Source organism: Solibacillus merdavium (assembly GCF_014836935.1).
Taxonomy (GTDB): Bacteria; Bacillota; Bacilli; order Bacillales_A; family Planococcaceae; genus Solibacillus; species Solibacillus ferritrahens.
On sequence record NZ_JACSPW010000004.1, the window covers coordinates 39,636 to 56,791 of the forward strand.

Sequence of the window (17,156 nt, forward strand, 5' to 3'; positions counted from 1 at the left end):
TATGGACGAGATAGCTGTAATTTTTGTTGCAGAAGTTAAAGCCTCCAACTTTCGAAGGAAGGATTCTTTGCGCTAGCATACAGCCAAATCCGGACAAATAACACCGAGGCGTAATTGATAATTAGGAGGGGAAACCCGTTTTGAGTTTAACGTTTTCTGAAATTGCTCATGCTCATAAAGATTTTATTCAACATACATTACAAACTTTTGAAGATCAGCTTCACCCTTCAGCCGATGAAGATGCAGAATTGGTGACTCGCGCTATGTTTTCCATTCGTAACCAAGCAATCAAGCCGCCACATTATTCTACATTTTCTCAAATCTTAGTATGCCAAATACAGGATGTGAATACTGCGGAAGTGACGATTAATTTCCCACAGAAGCAAATTAGCTGCAGTTGCCCAAAAACTGAACTGTGCCGGCATCAGCTCGCAACCATTTTAAAGCTATCCCAATATTTTATTTCCTTACAGCAATGGCTTTCAAATTGGCGTTCTAAAAAATCAATTCCGCTGCATTCATTGGCAGCAGCACGAAGCCCTGAAAACTGGCAACGGATGGCGGATGAAGTACTGAATTATGCGGTTAAAGGACCCCAGCCGATCGAACCTTATGCACTTTCTGCACTAAATGAAAGTATTCGTTCAAAAATTCAGCGTCATCGTCCATATGAACAGGAATGGCAGGAGCTATACCAATTGTTTATGGACATTGCCATTTTGAAACATTTCCTTTTGCATGCGGTTAAAACAAAAACAGATATGGAACATCATTATTTTCAATTCTTTTTGGAAAATACATTAAGCCGCATTCAACGTTCGATCGATGCATTAAGTAAAACGACACGCTTATTTGCTACTGAACCGTTTTACGATGCCTTGCAGCAAAGTGTACGGGACATCCTCTTCATTGAAAAGGGAGCAAAATCATTCCGCCTGACACTGTATTTACAATTTTGGACGAAGCTCTTTGATGAAAAGAAACGTATTACAAACGAATTGATAATTTTAGAACAAAGCTCTGATATCGAAACAGATTTGGATTTAGATGTAGTATTGGCGATTTTCTATATTTTATTAGGCTCTACATCACCTTTAGAGCGTGTAACGGAAATACTGGATGAAGATAATGTAGAAAGCTTTATTGAAGTCGCACAATACGCTCTTCACAAAGGCTATGTCGATGAAGCGGCGATTATTTTGAAAAAGGCACTTCCTTTATTACAGACGTTCGTACAGGACAATTTGCTCCCGATTCGTCGCCAAAAGTTTATACGTAAGCTCGATAAGCTATATGGACAAATTTCGTTAACCGAAGAAGAAGAGCTGGGGTTATACGCTTCTTTTGGCCGATACGGCATTGAGTCGTTTTCCAATTATTTATTGCGCCACAATCGCTTCGATCAATGGGTGGCACTGCATCAACTTTATAAGTCCTCCATTCCTTATTTGGAGCAATGCGGCTTAAAGGATGTTGTCGCACAATCTCCTGAAATCGCGCTTCCTCTTTATCATTATTATGCGATGGAGGAAATTCAGCAAAAGTCACGTCAAAATTATAAACAGGCAGTACGTATATGGCGTGCGATGAAAAATGCTTCCAAAAAAGCCGGAAAGCTCGACTATTTCACATCATATATTGAGGCCGTACAGCAACAATTCAAGCGTTTACGTGCGCTACAAGAAGAAATGAACAAAAGCAACTTACTCGGATAAGTTATGTATTTTGCTAATAGGAGGTGACATTGCGTTTATAGCGCAAATACTATGCATTATTTATTTAATACAAAGCTACCCTTTGTGAAAGTAATTCGCATCAAGCTTACGGAGTTACGTCCTGGTTACTTCCGCGCTACTGCGTACAATAAAAATGACTTAATCTTACCGACAGCTAACTGGATTCCGTCGCTATTTTTTAAGTTTGAACAAAATTTTTATGGATTAAGCACTTCCTTGGAGGAACGTGATTTAATCCTATCAGCTGCTCAATTGCTCGATGTTCTTTCACCTGCAAACCGTCATCCATTTTTGGACTTCGCTGCCTATGATGAGGAAACCGTTGAGTATTTTCAAACATTACAAACAACTCTGCCACTATGGAGCGATCCGGCACTCTGGCAACAGGCAACGGTAACTGCAGAAGACTTCTCTTTTCCAAATGAACTCTTACAATATGCGGTCGAACAAAAGCTGATGGACGCAGGGTTAACTAAGGAAGACACATTGGCTCTCATTCCTTTTTTCCAAAGTGGTGGCTGGCCGATGCAAACTTCGCATGTTTTTGACGGTGTTAAAATGGCACTACGCTTACGCGAACCAGAAGAAAATGAGGAAAATTGGATTTTAGAAACCGTCCTTATTAGTCCCAGTTCCATTAAACACTGGACACCTGCTTCGTCAAAACGCAAACTTCCGATTGAAGAGGCATTGCCCAAAAAGTGGAGGACGATTGCCAAAAATATTGAAGAGCTACAAAATCAAATAATCGATTTAATTCAATTAAATGCTGAAAGTACGCACTTTATTCATAGCCATTTCAATGATCTGGAAGTACGTGATTTTCTGCGTCAGGAACTAGCCAAATTACAGGCATTAGGTTTTGAAGTAATTTTACCCGCATGGCTTAAAGAATTAAGGCAATCTAAGATGCGCGTACGAGTAAGTGCAAATAACCAATCCGCTCGAAGTGTGGCAGGTCTTGACGATATTTTGACATTCAAATGGCAGTTTTCGATGAATGGCGAAGAAATTTCAGCTGAAGCTTTCCAAAAACTCGTGGACGAAAAACGGGAATTTGTTCGTGTCGGTACAGAATGGTTCCGTATCGATGCAGAATGGCTCAATGAAATGCGTGAGCTTATGGAACAAGCGAAAGAAGAAAATTGGACAGTACGCGATTTACTGTTCCGTGAACTTCCTGAAACGCTGACTGCTCCTCTGGAAGATGATGAATCAGATGCCGAGCATGATGACCCATTATTCGCATTTGAGATGCAGCAATCGCTTCAATCCTATATTGATCAGCTGCAAAATAAAAAAGGACTACCAAAAGTCAATGTACCAGCTAAGCTCCATGCCGAATTACGTCCATACCAGCAGGAAGGTTTTGAATGGCTCGTCTTTATGCGTGACCAGAAATTTGGTGCCTGTTTAGCGGATGATATGGGGCTTGGAAAAACTGTACAGCTTATCACGTATATGCTTCATACAGTATCCGTGCTACAAATTGATAAACCGACATTAATTGTTTGCCCTACATCGGTTGTCGGAAACTGGCAAAAAGAGCTAACTCGCTTTGCTCCTGATTTAGAAGTCTATACACATTATGGACCCCGTCGTTTAAAAGGGAATGACTTAACAAGCTATTTAGAGACTCAACGTCCTCATGTTATTCTTTCGACATATGGAACGGTTACTCAGGATGCGGATGATTTACAGCAAATTGATTGGTCGACAATCGCTTTAGATGAAGCACAAAACATTAAAAATATGCAAACACTGCAATCCCGTGCCATCCGTAAATTAAAGGGCGATCATCATATTGCGTTAACTGGAACACCTGTTGAAAACCGCCTTTCAGAACTTTGGGCCATTTTTGACTTTATTCATAAAGGGTACTTAGGTAGCTTTACGAAGTTTGCGGATAGTTTTATTACACCAATTGAACGCGATGAGTCAGAAAGCCATAAGCGCGTTTTACGGATGAAGATTCGTCCGTTTTTACTGCGTCGTTCAAAGCGGGATCCCGAGCTTCAGCTGAACTTACCGGAAAAGCAAGAATCGCTTGAATTTTGCGCCCTTACACCTGAGCAAGCTGCACATTATGAAGGTTATATTCAAGATACGCTGGCATCACTTGAACAACTGACTGGGTTTGAGAAAAAAGGGCGTATTTTAAAAATGCTCAATAAATTAAAACAGCTATGTAATCACCCTGCCCTGTTCTTAAAAGAGCCATTTGATGGAGCGAATAGTATGGTCAAACGTTCAGTAAAATTGAAACGTATTATTGAAATGACGAAGGAGATTATTGATAATGGTGAGCAATGTTTAATTTTCACTCAGTATATTGGAATGGGGAATTTAATCCAGCATTGCTTAACAGAACTTTATGATGTGGAGGTCCCATTCCTGACTGGGAGTATGCCAAAACAACAGCGCGACAATTTAGTCGAACAGTTTCAAGCAGGTGAATTCCCTGTATTTTTACTTTCACTTAAAGCTGGCGGTACTGGACTTAACTTAACTGCAGCTACACATGTACTCCATGCCGATCGATGGTGGAATCCAGCAGTGGAAAACCAGGCAACAGACCGGGCTTATCGAATTGGGCAAACACAGTTTGTCCAGGTGCATAAGTTTGTAACGATTGGGACAATTGAAGAGAAAATCGATAAAATGATTGCAATGAAATCTACACTGTCCGAAGAATTAATACAGTCGAGTAAATGGCTGACCGAGCTTGACGATTCAGAACTAATGGATTTACTCGTTCTCGATACAGGCAATTTAAAATAATAGAAAGAGTCTACTTTTACGCCATGAAGTAGACTCTTTTTATGCTTACTTCACTACTTTTATTAAGTTGTTATAGGATTGTGAGAAAGAATGTACTACTGTGCGGTCAAACAGTAGATTAGAGCTGTTCACCTCCGCTATAGGAATTTTACTTTTAGGAGAGTATACAAATTAAAGTGGTTTTACGAGTTTGCTATCATGTTCGGGTAGCACGAAATCTGCTGAAATCGAGGGCGGTGATGCAAGTATTTCCACTTCACCTGGGGTTTTGAGTGCATAAAATTGGACTTCCTCAGCATTCACTTCCATCGTATACACCTTTTGATTATCACGATTTAAATAAGTTCTTGTTTGCAGACGTCCTTTTATACCGATGAGCGAACCTTTTCCACAATACTTCGTGATCACTTCGGCTGTTTTCCCCCATGCAATACATTGTACGAAATCTGCATCGACCTTCCCTTCACTATTTTTGTATGGGCGATTGACGGCGACTGTGAAACTTGTTTGCATACGCCCCTCCGATAATTGTCTTAGTGCAGCATCTTTCGTTGTTCTTCCTACAAGTCCAACATGATTCATTCATTAACCTCCCTTCTTTCGGAACTAGCTTTATCATAGCCACATGATTCTTTTTTGGCAAAACGGCAAAATGACGATTTCAAGTGAAATGGACTTCGAAAAATTTAATTTAACATACTTGTTTTTAGAATGATTTTTAGGTAAATACTAATAAACAATAGCTTGAAAGCATTAATTTAAGTATGCTGATTCTTACAGTTTCGCATTTTTTATATGTTATACTTTTACAAAAGACAATTGTGGGGGGATTTATTAATTGAAGACCTTTAAAATGCTTGCTTTCGATTTATTACTTTCGAATGAAATCAAAAAAATCCCTTTAATTGATGGCATTATTATTAACCAGGAAAACAGCCATCAAATGTGGATTTTAGAGCTTTTTACAGAAGATACATACTATGATTTTTTCCAAAGCTTTATCACGTCCGGCGAAGCTATCGATGCACGTGCCATTATCTCTCTTCCTGACAATGAACCAGCACCGTTTGCAGTTGTCGTTCATTCCATTACAAAATTGGACGATAAAATTTCAGTGCTTATAAAAGGACGATTAAAGGCACAACGTAAAAAGTACGCGGAGCTATTATTAGGAAAGCTGCTTGAGGATGGTTTACGTAATGATGAACTTCTTGAGGCATTTGAACAAGGGATGCGTAATCGTCCTTCGTTAAAAGATAAAAAGTGAAAGTACGGTACTTGATGCCGTACTTTTTTTGTGGAAATGAATATTTGGTATGTACAGATAAGTGTAAAAAGCAGTTTACTTTAGCAATATATTTAAAATTGCACTTTTGGTGTAATTTGTAAATAAATTTCACACATCGTATATTTATGGTGGAGGTGTAGTCAGTGCAAAAATCAAAACATTATCTTTATACAGAAACCTTAATGAAACGAATTTTACCAGATGACTATGAGGTAAGTTCAATTCAGCAGGAGTTTTATCGGTTGGAGGCGGGATTATCAGGTGAAGTGAAGCTAAAGCAAACTCTTTCTGATTATTTCTTTAAAACGGATTATCACATAATTTATAATTTCGAATGTATGAATGAAAATGGCTTTTCACACCAAATGGATGCAATTTTAATTACTCCATTCTTTATTTTGATTTTTGAAGTAAAGCAACTATCCGGCACATTATTCTACAAACCTGGACAACATGAATTTTTCCGCATCCATAACGACAAGCGCGAAAACTTCCGTAATCCGCTTGATCAAGTATACCGTCACCAGCTATTTTTGGAACAATGTTTGAGAAAATGGCAAATTAATATTCCAGTTTATTTTGCTGTTGTCATTGCAAATTTCCAAGCGATGTTGGATGAATCACTGGACAGTTTCCCTATTTTCCATATTAGCGGTGTCCCGAGCTTTATTGAAAATCTATATCGCAATACATCAAAATCAAATGCTAACATTAATGTTATCATTGCAAAGCTTAATCAACTTTATAAGCCCCTTCCTCCACGCCGTTTCATCAGCTCGAATCGACTTCGTAAAGGCGTCCTCTGTAAACAGTGTAACTTTGAAAATACGATGCATTATCATTATGGTTTATTTATTTGCAATTTTTGCAAGTTAAAAAGTCGTTCTGCCCTCTTCGAAACACTCCATCATTACCGTATTTTAATTAGCGAAAAAATTACTAATCAGCAGTTCCGTGAGTTTTTCGGAATTCAAAGTATCCAAGCTGCTTCAAAACTTTTAGTACGACTCGGCCTCGAGCGCCATGGTACGAAAAAAGGAACTTATTATATTATTCCCGAAGACATTTTACAATGGGAAGAAAAAAGAGTGCGAAAGGTACACATTCAGTAACTTCTGTAGGTGGCGGATATTTTATCTTAAGTGACGAATATGACAGAGGATTTGACGAATATCCTGGTTGAAGTGGCGATTATTCTTCTATTTGACGATTATCATGGCTGAAGTGGCGATTATCTAATCCTAAGTGACGAATATTTCAGAGGATTTGTCGAATATCGACCCAAGAGTGGCGATTAAATTGATAAAAGTGGCGAATTTCTAGTTAAGGTTATTGTATAGCGACCCTTTTCAATATTAAGTGGATAATAAAATTCATTAAGTGACGAATATATGATCCTAAGTGGCGAATATTTTTCTATTTGACGATTAACGAGGCTGAAGTGGCGATTATCTAATCTTAAGTGACGAATATCACAGAGGATTTGTCGAATATCGACCCAAGAGTGGCGATTAAATTGATAAAAGTGGCGAATTTCAGGTTAAGGTTATTGTATAGCGACCCTTTTCAATATCAAGCGGATAATAAAATTCATTAAGTGACGAATATATGATCCTAAGTGGCGATTATTTTTCTATTTGACGATTATCGAGGCTGAAGTGGCGATTATCTAATCCTAAGTGACGAATATTTCAGAGGATTTGTCGAATATCGACCCAAGAGTGGCGTTTAAATTGATAAAAGTGGCAAATTTCAATTCAAAGTTATTGTATAGCGACCCTTTTCAATACCAAGCTGATAATACTGAACACTTGTCAATTATCGATCCAATGTGGCGAATAAACCCCAAATTCTCACTCGTCCCTAAAAAAAACCAGCGTCCAAAATGAACGCTGGTTCTTTTTAATTATTGATTGTCTATCTTGTCTTTATCATCTCGGTCTTTTCGATCCTCAATGATATCTTCCTGGTTTACGGATGGTGCACCTGGTGCAGTTACACCGTTATCACCATTTGGACCGCTTGAGCCATTCGGTACATTGGCATTGTTGTCCATTGTACTTTCATTTGTTTGCCCGTTTTTGGCATTCGGATCGACCGTGTCAACCGTATCATCAATGACGTCACGTGTATCATCCATTACATCATTAACACCATTTTTGACATCGCCCGCTGGAGTATTGCCATTTTGAGCGTTATCATCGTTGTTACACGCCGCTAAAAATAACGCCGACCCAAGTGAAATTGCTAATAATAATGATTTTCGCATAAAAAAATCCCTCCTCTCCGTATGCAATCATTGATCAATCACATCATGTCCTCATGTGATCGTACATAGATTGCCCGGGAAAAGAAGGATCTATCCTACAAAAAATTTTGGTTATTTTAATTTATCTTTTAAAAGCTGTTCAACATAAGCGGCTTCTGCTTTACAGTCAAATTTGAAATTTGTTCCTAATTTTTTCTGTAATTTAGCAATTTCTTTTTTTTGCTTTTCTGTTGGCTCTTCATTTAAAATTTTTGAAATGACCTCGTCCATTTTCTTTGCAATTTCTTCATGGAATTCTGTGCTCAGTAAAATGTCTGCTGGGATCTTATCAATCCATGCCGCATTTTCCTTAAAATAATTTTGCCAGCTGGCCATGTAGTCTTCCATTGAAAACTTTTCCTCATCCCAACCAATGCTTGCTAAATAAGCTTCAAACGACGTCGATATTGATCGTGTAATGCTAATTTTTACGCCTGAAGACAGTTGTTTATACATCTATTTTAAAACCTCCTACGTTTAAAGCCGAACTTCGCTCATTGTATATGAGTGTTTGAAACTTCCATAAAAAAGGGGTAACTTGCAATAATCTCTCTAATTGCGTAATTTGTTAAAATTTTGTAAAAAAGAGGCTGAATAATTTGTTCAACCTTTATATTTTATAATCTTTAAGTTATAAATGCAAATGGCTTACTTTGGCTGTTCTGGTCCGATCGCAAACAAAATCTCACATTCGCATACAAGTTCGCCGTCTACAGTAGCAATACCGCGACCTTTACCCATTTGCCCACGCAATTTTATAAATTCCACTTCTAGCTTTAATTGATCGCCCGGTACAACTTGTCGTTTAAAACGACAATTATCTATACCTGTTAAGAAAACAAGTCTTCCTTTAAATTGTGGTGCATTTAATAGAGCAACGCCGCCTACTTGTGCTAATGCCTCGACAATTAATACCCCCGGCATAACCGGGTAGCCAGGGAAATGACCGTTGAAAAATTCTTCATTTATCGAAACATTTTTTAAACCTAGTGCACGCTTTCCTTCTTCTATTTCAAGAATACGATCTACTAGTAAAAACGGATAACGGTGTGGTAATATATTTTGAATTTGTTCTGAGTTTAACAAAATAATCCCCCTCATTTACTCTATAATATTATGTATAAAAATGTTACCAATTATGTATGGATCAATAAATCAACGAAAGCATGGAAGAAAAGCGCATGATTTTTTGCAGCTTTTCCGCATTTACTTTTTCGTTGTAAAGGGATCGTTCGGTAATGACCTTCCCGACAATCCCCTACTCTTTCCCATTGATAATATTGAGAAGATGCTGCCATGTATCCCCTTTTAAAACATCCGATGTAGCGCCATCTCCTATGATACTATAGCCAACAATTAGCCCTACAATTGTTGCGATACCAAAGAGAAGGAAGACAACTATTATTCGAAGCCAAATGGGAATTAGACGAAGTCGGACCCAGCGAGCAGGCTGATCCGTGTTTGGCTCAGAAACTTCTCTTAACCTACGTCTCGTCTTTTTTGCTGGAGGCTCTTGTTGTACAACTCGTCTATCTAGCTCTTTTGTCATAATTTTTCTCCCTTAGAAATACTGCTTAGCGAATGCCGTTAATTAATCCAAGCATTTGGTCTGCAATGGTTACCGCACGTGTATTAAATTGATATGAGCGCTGTGCCTGTATCAGATTTGTCATCTCTTGCGATAAATCTACGTTCGACATTTCAAGCGCACCTTTTTGTATACCTACTTGACGATTTGCTCCTTGTAAATCCGTTAGCACTTGTGCCTGTGTAAATCCAAGCTCGTCCAGGTTTTCTGGTAAACCAATATATGTCCCACCCTGTAATTTTTCCATTACTTGTGGTTTTTGCAATGATGAAATACCTAATTGGAAAGTTAAGGTTGCACCATTATCATAGTTTGCCACTAAAGTGCCATCCGAATCCATCGTAAACTGTGTCACATCATCTGGGAATGTAATCGGCTGACCGTTTGCATCTGCTACTTGGTATCCGTCACTGTTCACTAGTGTGACAATTCCAGCTTCTGTAGGAGTTACATAAAAGCTACCGTTACGTGTATAGGCAGTACGTACGTCACCTGCATCATCTTGCATCAATACATTAAAGTATTGGTTTTTCGTTGTTAAAGCAAAATCCAAATCACGTTCTGTCAATTGAATTGAACCTTGTGCCTGGTTTGATTGGATTTGACCAATTTGTGCCCCGACACCATAACGAATGCCTACAGGTGTATCCCTTACAGTACGGTCATATTCATCGTTATTAAACTGTTGATAAAGCATTTCAGAAAAATTCGCTTGCTGTGCTTTATAACCATGCGTATTACTATTTGCAATATTTGAACTGATTGTATCTAGTTGCTGTTGAACTTGTGACAATGTATTTGTCGCAGTCATCATTGTACGTAACATTATCTAGTACCTCCCTATTATACGAAAATTCAACGGTTAATGAAAATCATTTACCATTTCCTTATTTAGTTAACGCGTCCAATTTCGTTTACGGCTTTCTCCATGCTCTTATCATATGCCTGCAGCACTTTTTGATTTGCTTCGAATGCGCGATACGCTGTTAAAAGGTCTGTCATTGCTTTTGATGCATCGACATTTGAACCTTCTAAATACTGTTGCTGCATTGCAAACTGAACATTTGCCTGACCGTAAGCTGAAGGTAAATCAACACCATCCAACGTATTAAATAAACCATTCTCTTGCTTAACAAGTACATCTGGATTTTCAGAAAATGCGACACCTAAAGTGCCAACCTGTACACCATTTTCGTCAAAAATCGCACCATCCGCACTAATACGAATATTGTCGTTTGTCAATTGCAGACGCTCGCCATTCGAATCCAATACAAATAGTCCTTGAGCATTTACTAGATTTCCTTGTCCATCCATCGTAAAGTTCCCGTTACGTGTATAGCTTTCTACACCATCTTCATTTTCCAGACGGAAAAATATTTGAGCAGAATTACCTGAAGCCTCGTCAATTGGTAACGAGCTATTTATTAATGCTATATCAGTCGTTAGGCCTGTAGAATATATTTGGCCTTGTGCTTGATTAGGCATCGTTTCTTGTAAATATACACCGGCATTTAACGCGCCTACTGGATTCAACTTTTTTAATGCAAAGCCCTTTTCGGTAGGGATTGTTGTCGAATTTACTGCAGACATCAACATATCCGGAAAAGATCGGATTGTCGTTTGGTCTGATTTGAAACCAGGTGTATTTGCATTGGCCATATTATTTGTTAGAATTTCTGTTTTACGTTGTTGTGCAACCATTCCTGTAGCTACTGTATAAAAACCTTTAAACACCCATTTCACCTCTAATTAATGTTTGTATTTATAATTTATCGGTAAAAATTAAAGAATTATTAGTAATTTAACTTATTTATTTACCGCGCGATCAATATTGTCTAGCATAATTCCAGTCCCAATTGCCACACAATCCATCGGGTTTTCTGCGACAAATACAGGAACTTTCAGCTCTTCAATTAACAGCTGGTCAATCCCATGCAATAACGCACCGCCGCCTGTTAAAATAACGCCTCGATCGATAATATCTGCCGATAATTCAGGTGGTGTTTTTTCCAGCACATCTTTTGCCGCTTGGACAATCATCCCAATCGATTCACGCAATGCATGCTCAATCTCTTCTGAATTAATTTCGATTGTACGCGGTAAACCTGTAACCATATCTCGACCGCGGATATCCATTGAGTCATTACGCCCACCTGGGAAAACTGTACCTATTGTTGTTTTAATATTTTCTGCTGTACGTTCGCCGATTAACAGCTTGTATTCTTTCTTTATGTATTGCAATATATCATTGTCGAATACATCCCCTGCGACTTTTATAGATTCGCTTGTTACAATATCCCCCATAGATAGCACCGCAACATCCGTTGTACCTCCACCGATATCAACGACCATATTGCCACTCGGTTGGAAAATATCCATGCCAGCTCCAATTGCTGCAACTTTAGGTTCTTCTTCCAAATATACTTTTTTGCCGCCTGATTTTTCAGCAGCTTCCCGAATAGCCTTTTGCTCAACGGATGTGATATTAGTAGGACAGCAAATTAAAATACGTGGCTTTGAAAGAAAACCTTTTAATTCCAATTTATTAATAAAATGCTTCAGCATTGCTTCTGTTACATCAAAATCAGCAATGACTCCATCCTTTAATGGACGAATTGCGACGATATTCCCAGGGGTACGTCCTACCATTTGACGTGCCTCTTCACCGACTGCTAGTACTTTATTTGTCTTTTTATCAATTGCTACCACGGACGGTTCATTTAACACAATCCCTTTACCTTTTAAGTGAATGAGCACATTTGCAGTACCTAAATCTATCCCAATATCTTTTGAAAACATGTTTTGTAATTCTCCTTCCGACCATTTCAACATGTATACGAATCTTTATATCTCTATCTTAGTTATTTTATCATATACAATACTTAATTACATCAATATTAAGGGAAGGTTTTTCCTTTATAATGGATTTTAATGGAATAATTATGGATTTATAATCACTTAAAAAAGCATTTAGTTGCTATAAAAACAGCCTAAATGCTTTTTTCTTGTTGCTTAGATATCCACTTTTTACGTGTTGCTTCACCACCGCGTAAATGGCGAATCGATTTGTTGTAGGATAATACCTGTTGTACTTGTAGCGCAAGTGGTTCATTCACTTGTTTTAGTCGCTCTGTCAAATCTTTGTGTACAGTACTTTTTGAAAATCCCGTCATTTTCGCGAGTGCACGCACGGTTTCCCCTGTCTCTACCAACAGTTCACCCAATCGAACGCAGCGTTGCCGAATATGTTCGTGCACGTCCTCTCCCTCTCTACCCGAATATCAATTACGCCTCGGCGTAATTGCGTCCAGATTTTTTTGAGTTTAGGCTCACAGGATGTGGGTCAGTTTGCCATTGTCGCACGAAGCGACGTTTTTAGGCGGACTTCCTCAGTTCCTTAAAAAATCTGTGACAACTGCCAGAGGCATATCTTCATACAACAGGTGTCACAGACAACTATGGTATGAAGATTAAGAGCCTTTCTTTCTTAATATTTCACCTTATGTGAGTTGGCTCTTATTTATTCGAGTTAGAATGAAGGAATCGTTGAGATCTTGCTAAAAACATTTCTGTATCAATCCATTTTGTCAGGAAATCAAAAGGATAAATATTTGTTCGGGTTCACTAATACCCCATCTTCAATAACTTCGAAATGTAAATGGATACCTGCTGTAGGATTCCATTCATTTTCTTGAGAAGTAGCGATTGGCTCTCCTTGAGAAACTTTATCTCCTTGTTTTACAAGAATATCTGCCACTGAGTTATAGCGCGTTTGCATACCGTTTGGATGTGTTAGGGTAATCATATTGCCCGTAAACGAATCCATCTTTACTTCCGTTACTTCACCGCTCATTGCAGCAACTACTTCAAAAGGCTCGCTATTAATCGCAATAGATACCCCTGTTGATGTTGTGAATACTTGATTAAATACAAGTAATGCATTTTCTCTTGTTGCTTCATCTTTTGTAACATCATAAAAATCTTGTAAAATTGTCACTTCACTTAAGTATTGTTCTTTAAATGGATACTTTAATGTTTCTTGAGCTGTAGATGTTGGAATAATCGTTTCTTCCACTGGCGCAGATACTTCACTTAACAATTCTTGCTCTTCCTGACTTTCATATAATGCAGTAAAACTAAAAATTACGGCCACAATCATTACTGCCATACCACCGTATACAACCGGCCAAAACCATTTTTTTTGTGTAACTGGTTTTTGAGAAGGCTTTTGTTTAACTTCTCTCATATTCATCACCTCAAATGGAAGTGTAGACAGGAGTTTTAAAAGTTAAACATCATTTTTTACAATATTTTATAGTTTCTAGTGTAGTGTTTGGATAATAATGGGCGAGTATTTGTTTTGCTGCACTTCCATTATGAGCCATCGCATTAGCTCCATACTGGCTCATGCCTACCCCGTGCCCGTATCCATAGGTCGTTAGCGTAATACCATTCGCTGTTGCTGACCAAGTAAAATTACTGGATTTCAAATTTAAAAGTGTTCGAAATTCTCGTCCTGACCATGTTTTTTTGCCGATTTTGATTTGCTCAATACGTTGAGAGTCATTGCGCTGAATTTTAGCGTTTTGAAATTGGGCCTTCGAAAATTTTTGTTGAAGTTTTTTATTTAGTTCCTCGTAGGTGTAATGCGTTTTCTCGGCATCAAGTTGTTCAGGTGAAGTAGTAGATGTCAAATAAGGTATGGAGTTGCCACTATAATTTTTAGCGGATTCTGTTTGTTGATAGGACGAAGCATGAAACATTGCAGTAATTAGTTCATCATTGTAAGTGAGGATTTGATTCGCTGTTTGTCGAACCGCTTCTGTAAGCTTCTGTTCATTTTCTGCGAAGGTAGTTTGCCATTTTTGTTCACGTAAATTTTGATCATTGTATACTTGGTGTGCGGTCGTTGTAAGAATTGGTTTTGCACCATAGTCTGTTTGTTTCAATACGTATGTGCGTGCAGCAATAGCCTGAGCCTTCAATGCTTCTAGATGGAAGCTTGCCGGCATCTCTCCTGCTAGGACACCGATCAGATAGTCTTCAACTGGAATTGTTTCATTGTTCGCAGTAATGAGTATTGGACAAGACTCTGTTTGAGGCAATGGTTTTGTTGAAGTAGTGCTGGGATTTTTAGTCTTAAAAGTAAGGGGTATTAAAAATAACAAAACACAGATGATGGAATAAATTATAATTTTTTTCATGAGACAGTATATGAGATGGTTGGAGGAATATGAGTTGGATTATTTAAGAGAAAATGAGATATTTACATTCTACTTTTTATTGTCATTATCTATTTTTCGAGACATATACTCTACTGACTAGGTAGTTTTATTTATTTCTATAAAAATTCTCTATCATTTTAAAAATCTCCTGAAAATTAAAAAGCATTCCGAAAACTTTATAAGCCCTCGAAATGCCAAACTATTTATAATTTAAACTGGTACACTTGTTTCCTGTAAGATTTCTTCTTCTGTATCAATGCGCTCGATTTGAGCACCTAGAGAAGCCAATTTTTTGTGGAAATCTACATAACCTCGGTCTAAATGATGTAATTTTGTAACGCGTGTTACACCTTCCGATACTAAGCCAGTTAAAATAAGTGCGGCTGCTGCGCGTAAATCTGTAGCTGAAACTTCAGCTCCTTGCAGATTTTTTCCACCTTCAATAAAAACAGAGCGTCCTTCGATCTTTGCGTCTGCATTCATTCGACGGAATTCTTCAACATGCATGAAACGGTTTTCAAAAACTGTTTCTGTAATGATGCTTGTTCCGTTCGCTGTTAACATTAAGGCCATCATTTGCGATTGCATATCGGTAGGGAATCCTGGATGTGGCATAGTTTTAATATCCACTGCTTTTAAGGGGTCATTTGAACGTACACGTACGCCTTCATCTTCCTCAATAACTTCAACGCCCATTTCACGCATTTTTGCGATTAATGCCGTCATATGCTCAGGTACTGCATTTTCAATAAATACATCGCCGCGTGTAATTGCTGCTGCTACCATAAATGTACCTGCTTCAATACGATCTGGAATAATATAATGCTCGCAACCTTTAAGTTCTTTCACACCCTCGATGCGGATTGTATCTGTTCCAGCACCGATAACACGACCACCCATCGCGTTAATAAAGTTTGCTAAATCTACTATCTCAGGTTCTTTTGCAGCATTTTCTATAACCGTAGTACCTTTTGCAAGTGCTGCTGCAGTCATAATATTTTCTGTAGCGCCTACACTTGGGAAATCTAAATAGATTTCTGCGCCTTTTAATTCATCTTTTACCTTTGCTTCCACATAACCATGTCCAAAGGAGATTTCTGCGCCCATTGCCTCAAAGCCTTTTAAATGAAGTTCAATAGGACGAGATCCGATAGCACATCCACCTGGTAATGCAACACGTGCATAGCCATTACGCGCCAATAGCGACCCCATCACTAAAATCGATGCACGCATTTTACTAACAAACTCAAATTGTGCTTCACTTGATAGCTTCATAGATGCATCTATAATCATTTCATTTTTCTCAACATTAAACTCTACAATAGCATTTAAACTTTTTAAGACTTCACCGATCGTTCCTACATCAGCTAGGTTCGGTACGTCTTTAATCATATTTTTATTTTTAGAAGCTAATAGAGAAGCAGCTAAAATTGGCAATACAGCATTTTTTGCACCCTCAACGCGTACTGTTCCTTTTAGAGTCTGACCCCCAGTAACAATAATTCTCTCCACAATTCGTCCCTCCGAATTCAATTCTCATATAATAAATGGATAAGTTCAATTTAATAATAATTATTTTAAACTTCATTTGACTTCAATTTTACACACAAAAATCATACTACATTTATTGGCACTTTATTTCAAGCACCCAAAATACTATTTTAAGCTAATTTTTCTGAAAAGGCTATTAAATTATAATACGCAGCGCAACTATTTAATGTGAATAGACAAATTTTCACAACTTAAGTAGCATCTTCTATTAACTACCCAAAACAAGTAGCTATACAAACGTCAATATTTCCTAGGAAATTTTATTTCTTGGAGTGAAAAACAAACGGTTATTGCTCCCTGCAAGAAATAAAATGCTTATCTTCCTTTTTAACCGAAAATATAAGGGATTGTTTTAGACCAACTTAGAAAATTTAAAAAGAAGTCTGCAACAGCCGAGCCGATTGCAATACTCATAAATATATAAAAGAGCTGGATTTGAAACGTTTTCCCTTTTTTAAACAATTGTTCAATACGTAAGCCTTGTAATGCATAAAGAGCCATTCCTATAAATATAATATATGCTAAAACATTAATGATTGCCTGTTGACCAGCTTCAACAAATAAATCCATTTTTCTCCACTCCTTTTAAAAAACGAGAATAGATTTCGCACGTAGTATTATGGCGAATCGTGCTTTCAGATTTTTGTTACTTGAAAATATGTTACATCCAAAAAAAGCG

17 protein-coding genes are annotated in these 17,156 nt (G+C 37.8%); 4 read left to right on the forward strand and 13 right to left on the reverse strand.

Translation table 11 applies throughout. The annotated features are described in order from the left end of the window. Positions 1-140: 140 nt before the first annotated feature. Positions 141-1,715: a hypothetical protein gene (locus H9632_RS05815; protein ID WP_191703182.1), complete on the forward strand. Its 1,575-nt coding sequence runs from the start codon at positions 141-143 to the stop codon at positions 1,713-1,715. Positions 1,716-1,766: 51 nt separating this feature from the next. Then, a complete protein-coding gene (locus H9632_RS05820; RefSeq protein ID WP_191703183.1) occupies positions 1,767-4,517 on the forward strand; it encodes a DEAD/DEAH box helicase in 2,751 nt (916 codons plus the stop codon). 171 nt (positions 4,518-4,688) lie between these two features. Here the strand turns inward: H9632_RS05820 and H9632_RS05825 are convergent, their stop codons facing one another. Then, positions 4,689-5,099 (reverse strand): single-stranded DNA-binding protein, encoded by a 411-nt coding sequence (locus H9632_RS05825; RefSeq protein WP_191703184.1) that lies wholly within the window; start codon positions 5,097-5,099, stop codon positions 4,689-4,691. Between the two features lie 256 nt (positions 5,100-5,355). Between H9632_RS05825 and H9632_RS05830 the strand changes: the two genes are divergently transcribed. Then, the gene (locus H9632_RS05830) at positions 5,356-5,784 is read left to right on the forward strand and encodes a YwpF-like family protein (protein ID WP_191703185.1); all 429 of its coding nucleotides are present in this window, start codon (positions 5,356-5,358) and stop codon (positions 5,782-5,784) included. 164 nt (positions 5,785-5,948) lie between these two features. Next, on the forward strand, positions 5,949-6,917 hold the full coding sequence (locus H9632_RS05835; protein WP_191703186.1) for a nuclease-related domain-containing protein: 969 nt from the start codon (positions 5,949-5,951) through the stop codon (positions 6,915-6,917). Positions 6,918-7,711: 794 nt separating this feature from the next. On the opposite strand, the gene H9632_RS05840 is transcribed toward H9632_RS05835, so the two are convergent. The 12 genes from H9632_RS05840 to H9632_RS05895 all read right to left on the reverse strand — a co-directional run bounded on the left by H9632_RS05840 (position 7,712) and on the right by H9632_RS05895 (position 17,047). Next, positions 7,712-8,074 carry a hypothetical protein gene (locus tag H9632_RS05840; RefSeq protein WP_191703187.1) on the reverse strand — a complete coding sequence of 121 codons (363 nt, stop codon included), beginning with the start codon at positions 8,072-8,074 and terminating at the stop codon, positions 7,712-7,714. A gap of 111 nt (positions 8,075-8,185) precedes the next feature. After that, the gene (locus tag H9632_RS05845) at positions 8,186-8,569 is read right to left on the reverse strand and encodes a hypothetical protein (RefSeq protein ID WP_191703188.1); all 384 of its coding nucleotides are present in this window, start codon (positions 8,567-8,569) and stop codon (positions 8,186-8,188) included. 192 nt (positions 8,570-8,761) lie between these two features. Then, complete coding sequence (gene fabZ, locus H9632_RS05850) at positions 8,762-9,199, reverse strand: 3-hydroxyacyl-ACP dehydratase FabZ (protein ID WP_191703189.1); 438 nt, start codon at positions 9,197-9,199, stop codon at positions 8,762-8,764. Positions 9,200-9,371: 172 nt separating this feature from the next. Next, a complete protein-coding gene (locus H9632_RS05855; RefSeq protein ID WP_191703190.1) occupies positions 9,372-9,662 on the reverse strand; it encodes a DNA-directed RNA polymerase subunit beta in 291 nt (96 codons plus the stop codon). Between the two features lie 25 nt (positions 9,663-9,687). After that, complete coding sequence (locus tag H9632_RS05860) at positions 9,688-10,527, reverse strand: flagellar hook-basal body protein (protein ID WP_191703191.1); 840 nt, start codon at positions 10,525-10,527, stop codon at positions 9,688-9,690. 65 nt (positions 10,528-10,592) lie between these two features. Then, entirely contained in the window at positions 10,593-11,435 is an 843-nt protein-coding gene (locus tag H9632_RS05865) for a flagellar hook-basal body protein (RefSeq protein ID WP_191703192.1), read from the reverse strand. Positions 11,436-11,507: 72 nt separating this feature from the next. Further along, a complete protein-coding gene (gene mreB, locus H9632_RS05870; protein WP_318247676.1) occupies positions 11,508-12,500 on the reverse strand; it encodes a rod shape-determining protein in 993 nt (330 codons plus the stop codon). Between the two features lie 191 nt (positions 12,501-12,691). After that, positions 12,692-12,958, reverse strand: coding sequence for a sporulation transcriptional regulator SpoIIID (locus tag H9632_RS05875; protein WP_191703194.1), 267 nt, complete (start codon positions 12,956-12,958; stop codon positions 12,692-12,694). Positions 12,959-13,296: 338 nt separating this feature from the next. After that, a complete protein-coding gene (locus tag H9632_RS05880) occupies positions 13,297-13,947 on the reverse strand; it encodes a M23 family metallopeptidase (RefSeq protein WP_191703195.1) in 651 nt (216 codons plus the stop codon). Between the two features lie 49 nt (positions 13,948-13,996). Beyond that, the gene (gene spoIID / locus H9632_RS05885) at positions 13,997-14,905 is read right to left on the reverse strand and encodes a stage II sporulation protein D (RefSeq protein WP_191703196.1); all 909 of its coding nucleotides are present in this window, start codon (positions 14,903-14,905) and stop codon (positions 13,997-13,999) included. 231 nt (positions 14,906-15,136) lie between these two features. Then, positions 15,137-16,438 carry a UDP-N-acetylglucosamine 1-carboxyvinyltransferase gene (murA, locus tag H9632_RS05890; RefSeq protein WP_191703197.1) on the reverse strand — a complete coding sequence of 434 codons (1,302 nt, stop codon included), beginning with the start codon at positions 16,436-16,438 and terminating at the stop codon, positions 15,137-15,139. A gap of 366 nt (positions 16,439-16,804) precedes the next feature. Continuing rightward, entirely contained in the window at positions 16,805-17,047 is a 243-nt protein-coding gene (locus H9632_RS05895; RefSeq protein WP_191703198.1) for a DUF1146 family protein, read from the reverse strand. Positions 17,048-17,156 lie beyond the last annotated feature (109 nt).

Bases quoted from the DNA above. Each gene is read 5' to 3' on its own strand.
- H9632_RS05825 (WP_191703184.1), bottom strand. From the start codon at position 5,099: ATGAATCATGTTGGACTTGTAGGAAGAACAACGAAAGATGCTGCACTA.
- H9632_RS05880 (WP_191703195.1), bottom strand. From the start codon at position 13,947: ATGAGAGAAGTTAAACAAAAGCCTTCTCAAAAACCAGTTACACAAAAA.
- mreB (WP_318247676.1), bottom strand. From the start codon at position 12,500: ATGTTTTCAAAAGATATTGGGATAGATTTAGGTACTGCAAATGTGCTC.
- H9632_RS05860 (WP_191703191.1), bottom strand. From the start codon at position 10,527: ATGTTACGTACAATGATGACTGCGACAAATACATTGTCACAAGTTCAA.
- H9632_RS05855 (WP_191703190.1), bottom strand. From the start codon at position 9,662: ATGACAAAAGAGCTAGATAGACGAGTTGTACAACAAGAGCCTCCAGCA.
- spoIID (WP_191703196.1), bottom strand. From the start codon at position 14,905: ATGAAAAAAATTATAATTTATTCCATCATCTGTGTTTTGTTATTTTTA.
- H9632_RS05840 (WP_191703187.1), bottom strand. From the start codon at position 8,074: ATGCGAAAATCATTATTATTAGCAATTTCACTTGGGTCGGCGTTATTT.
- H9632_RS05895 (WP_191703198.1), bottom strand. From the start codon at position 17,047: ATGGATTTATTTGTTGAAGCTGGTCAACAGGCAATCATTAATGTTTTA.
- H9632_RS05845 (WP_191703188.1), bottom strand. From the start codon at position 8,569: ATGTATAAACAACTGTCTTCAGGCGTAAAAATTAGCATTACACGATCA.
- H9632_RS05820 (WP_191703183.1), top strand. From the start codon at position 1,767: ATGCATTATTTATTTAATACAAAGCTACCCTTTGTGAAAGTAATTCGC.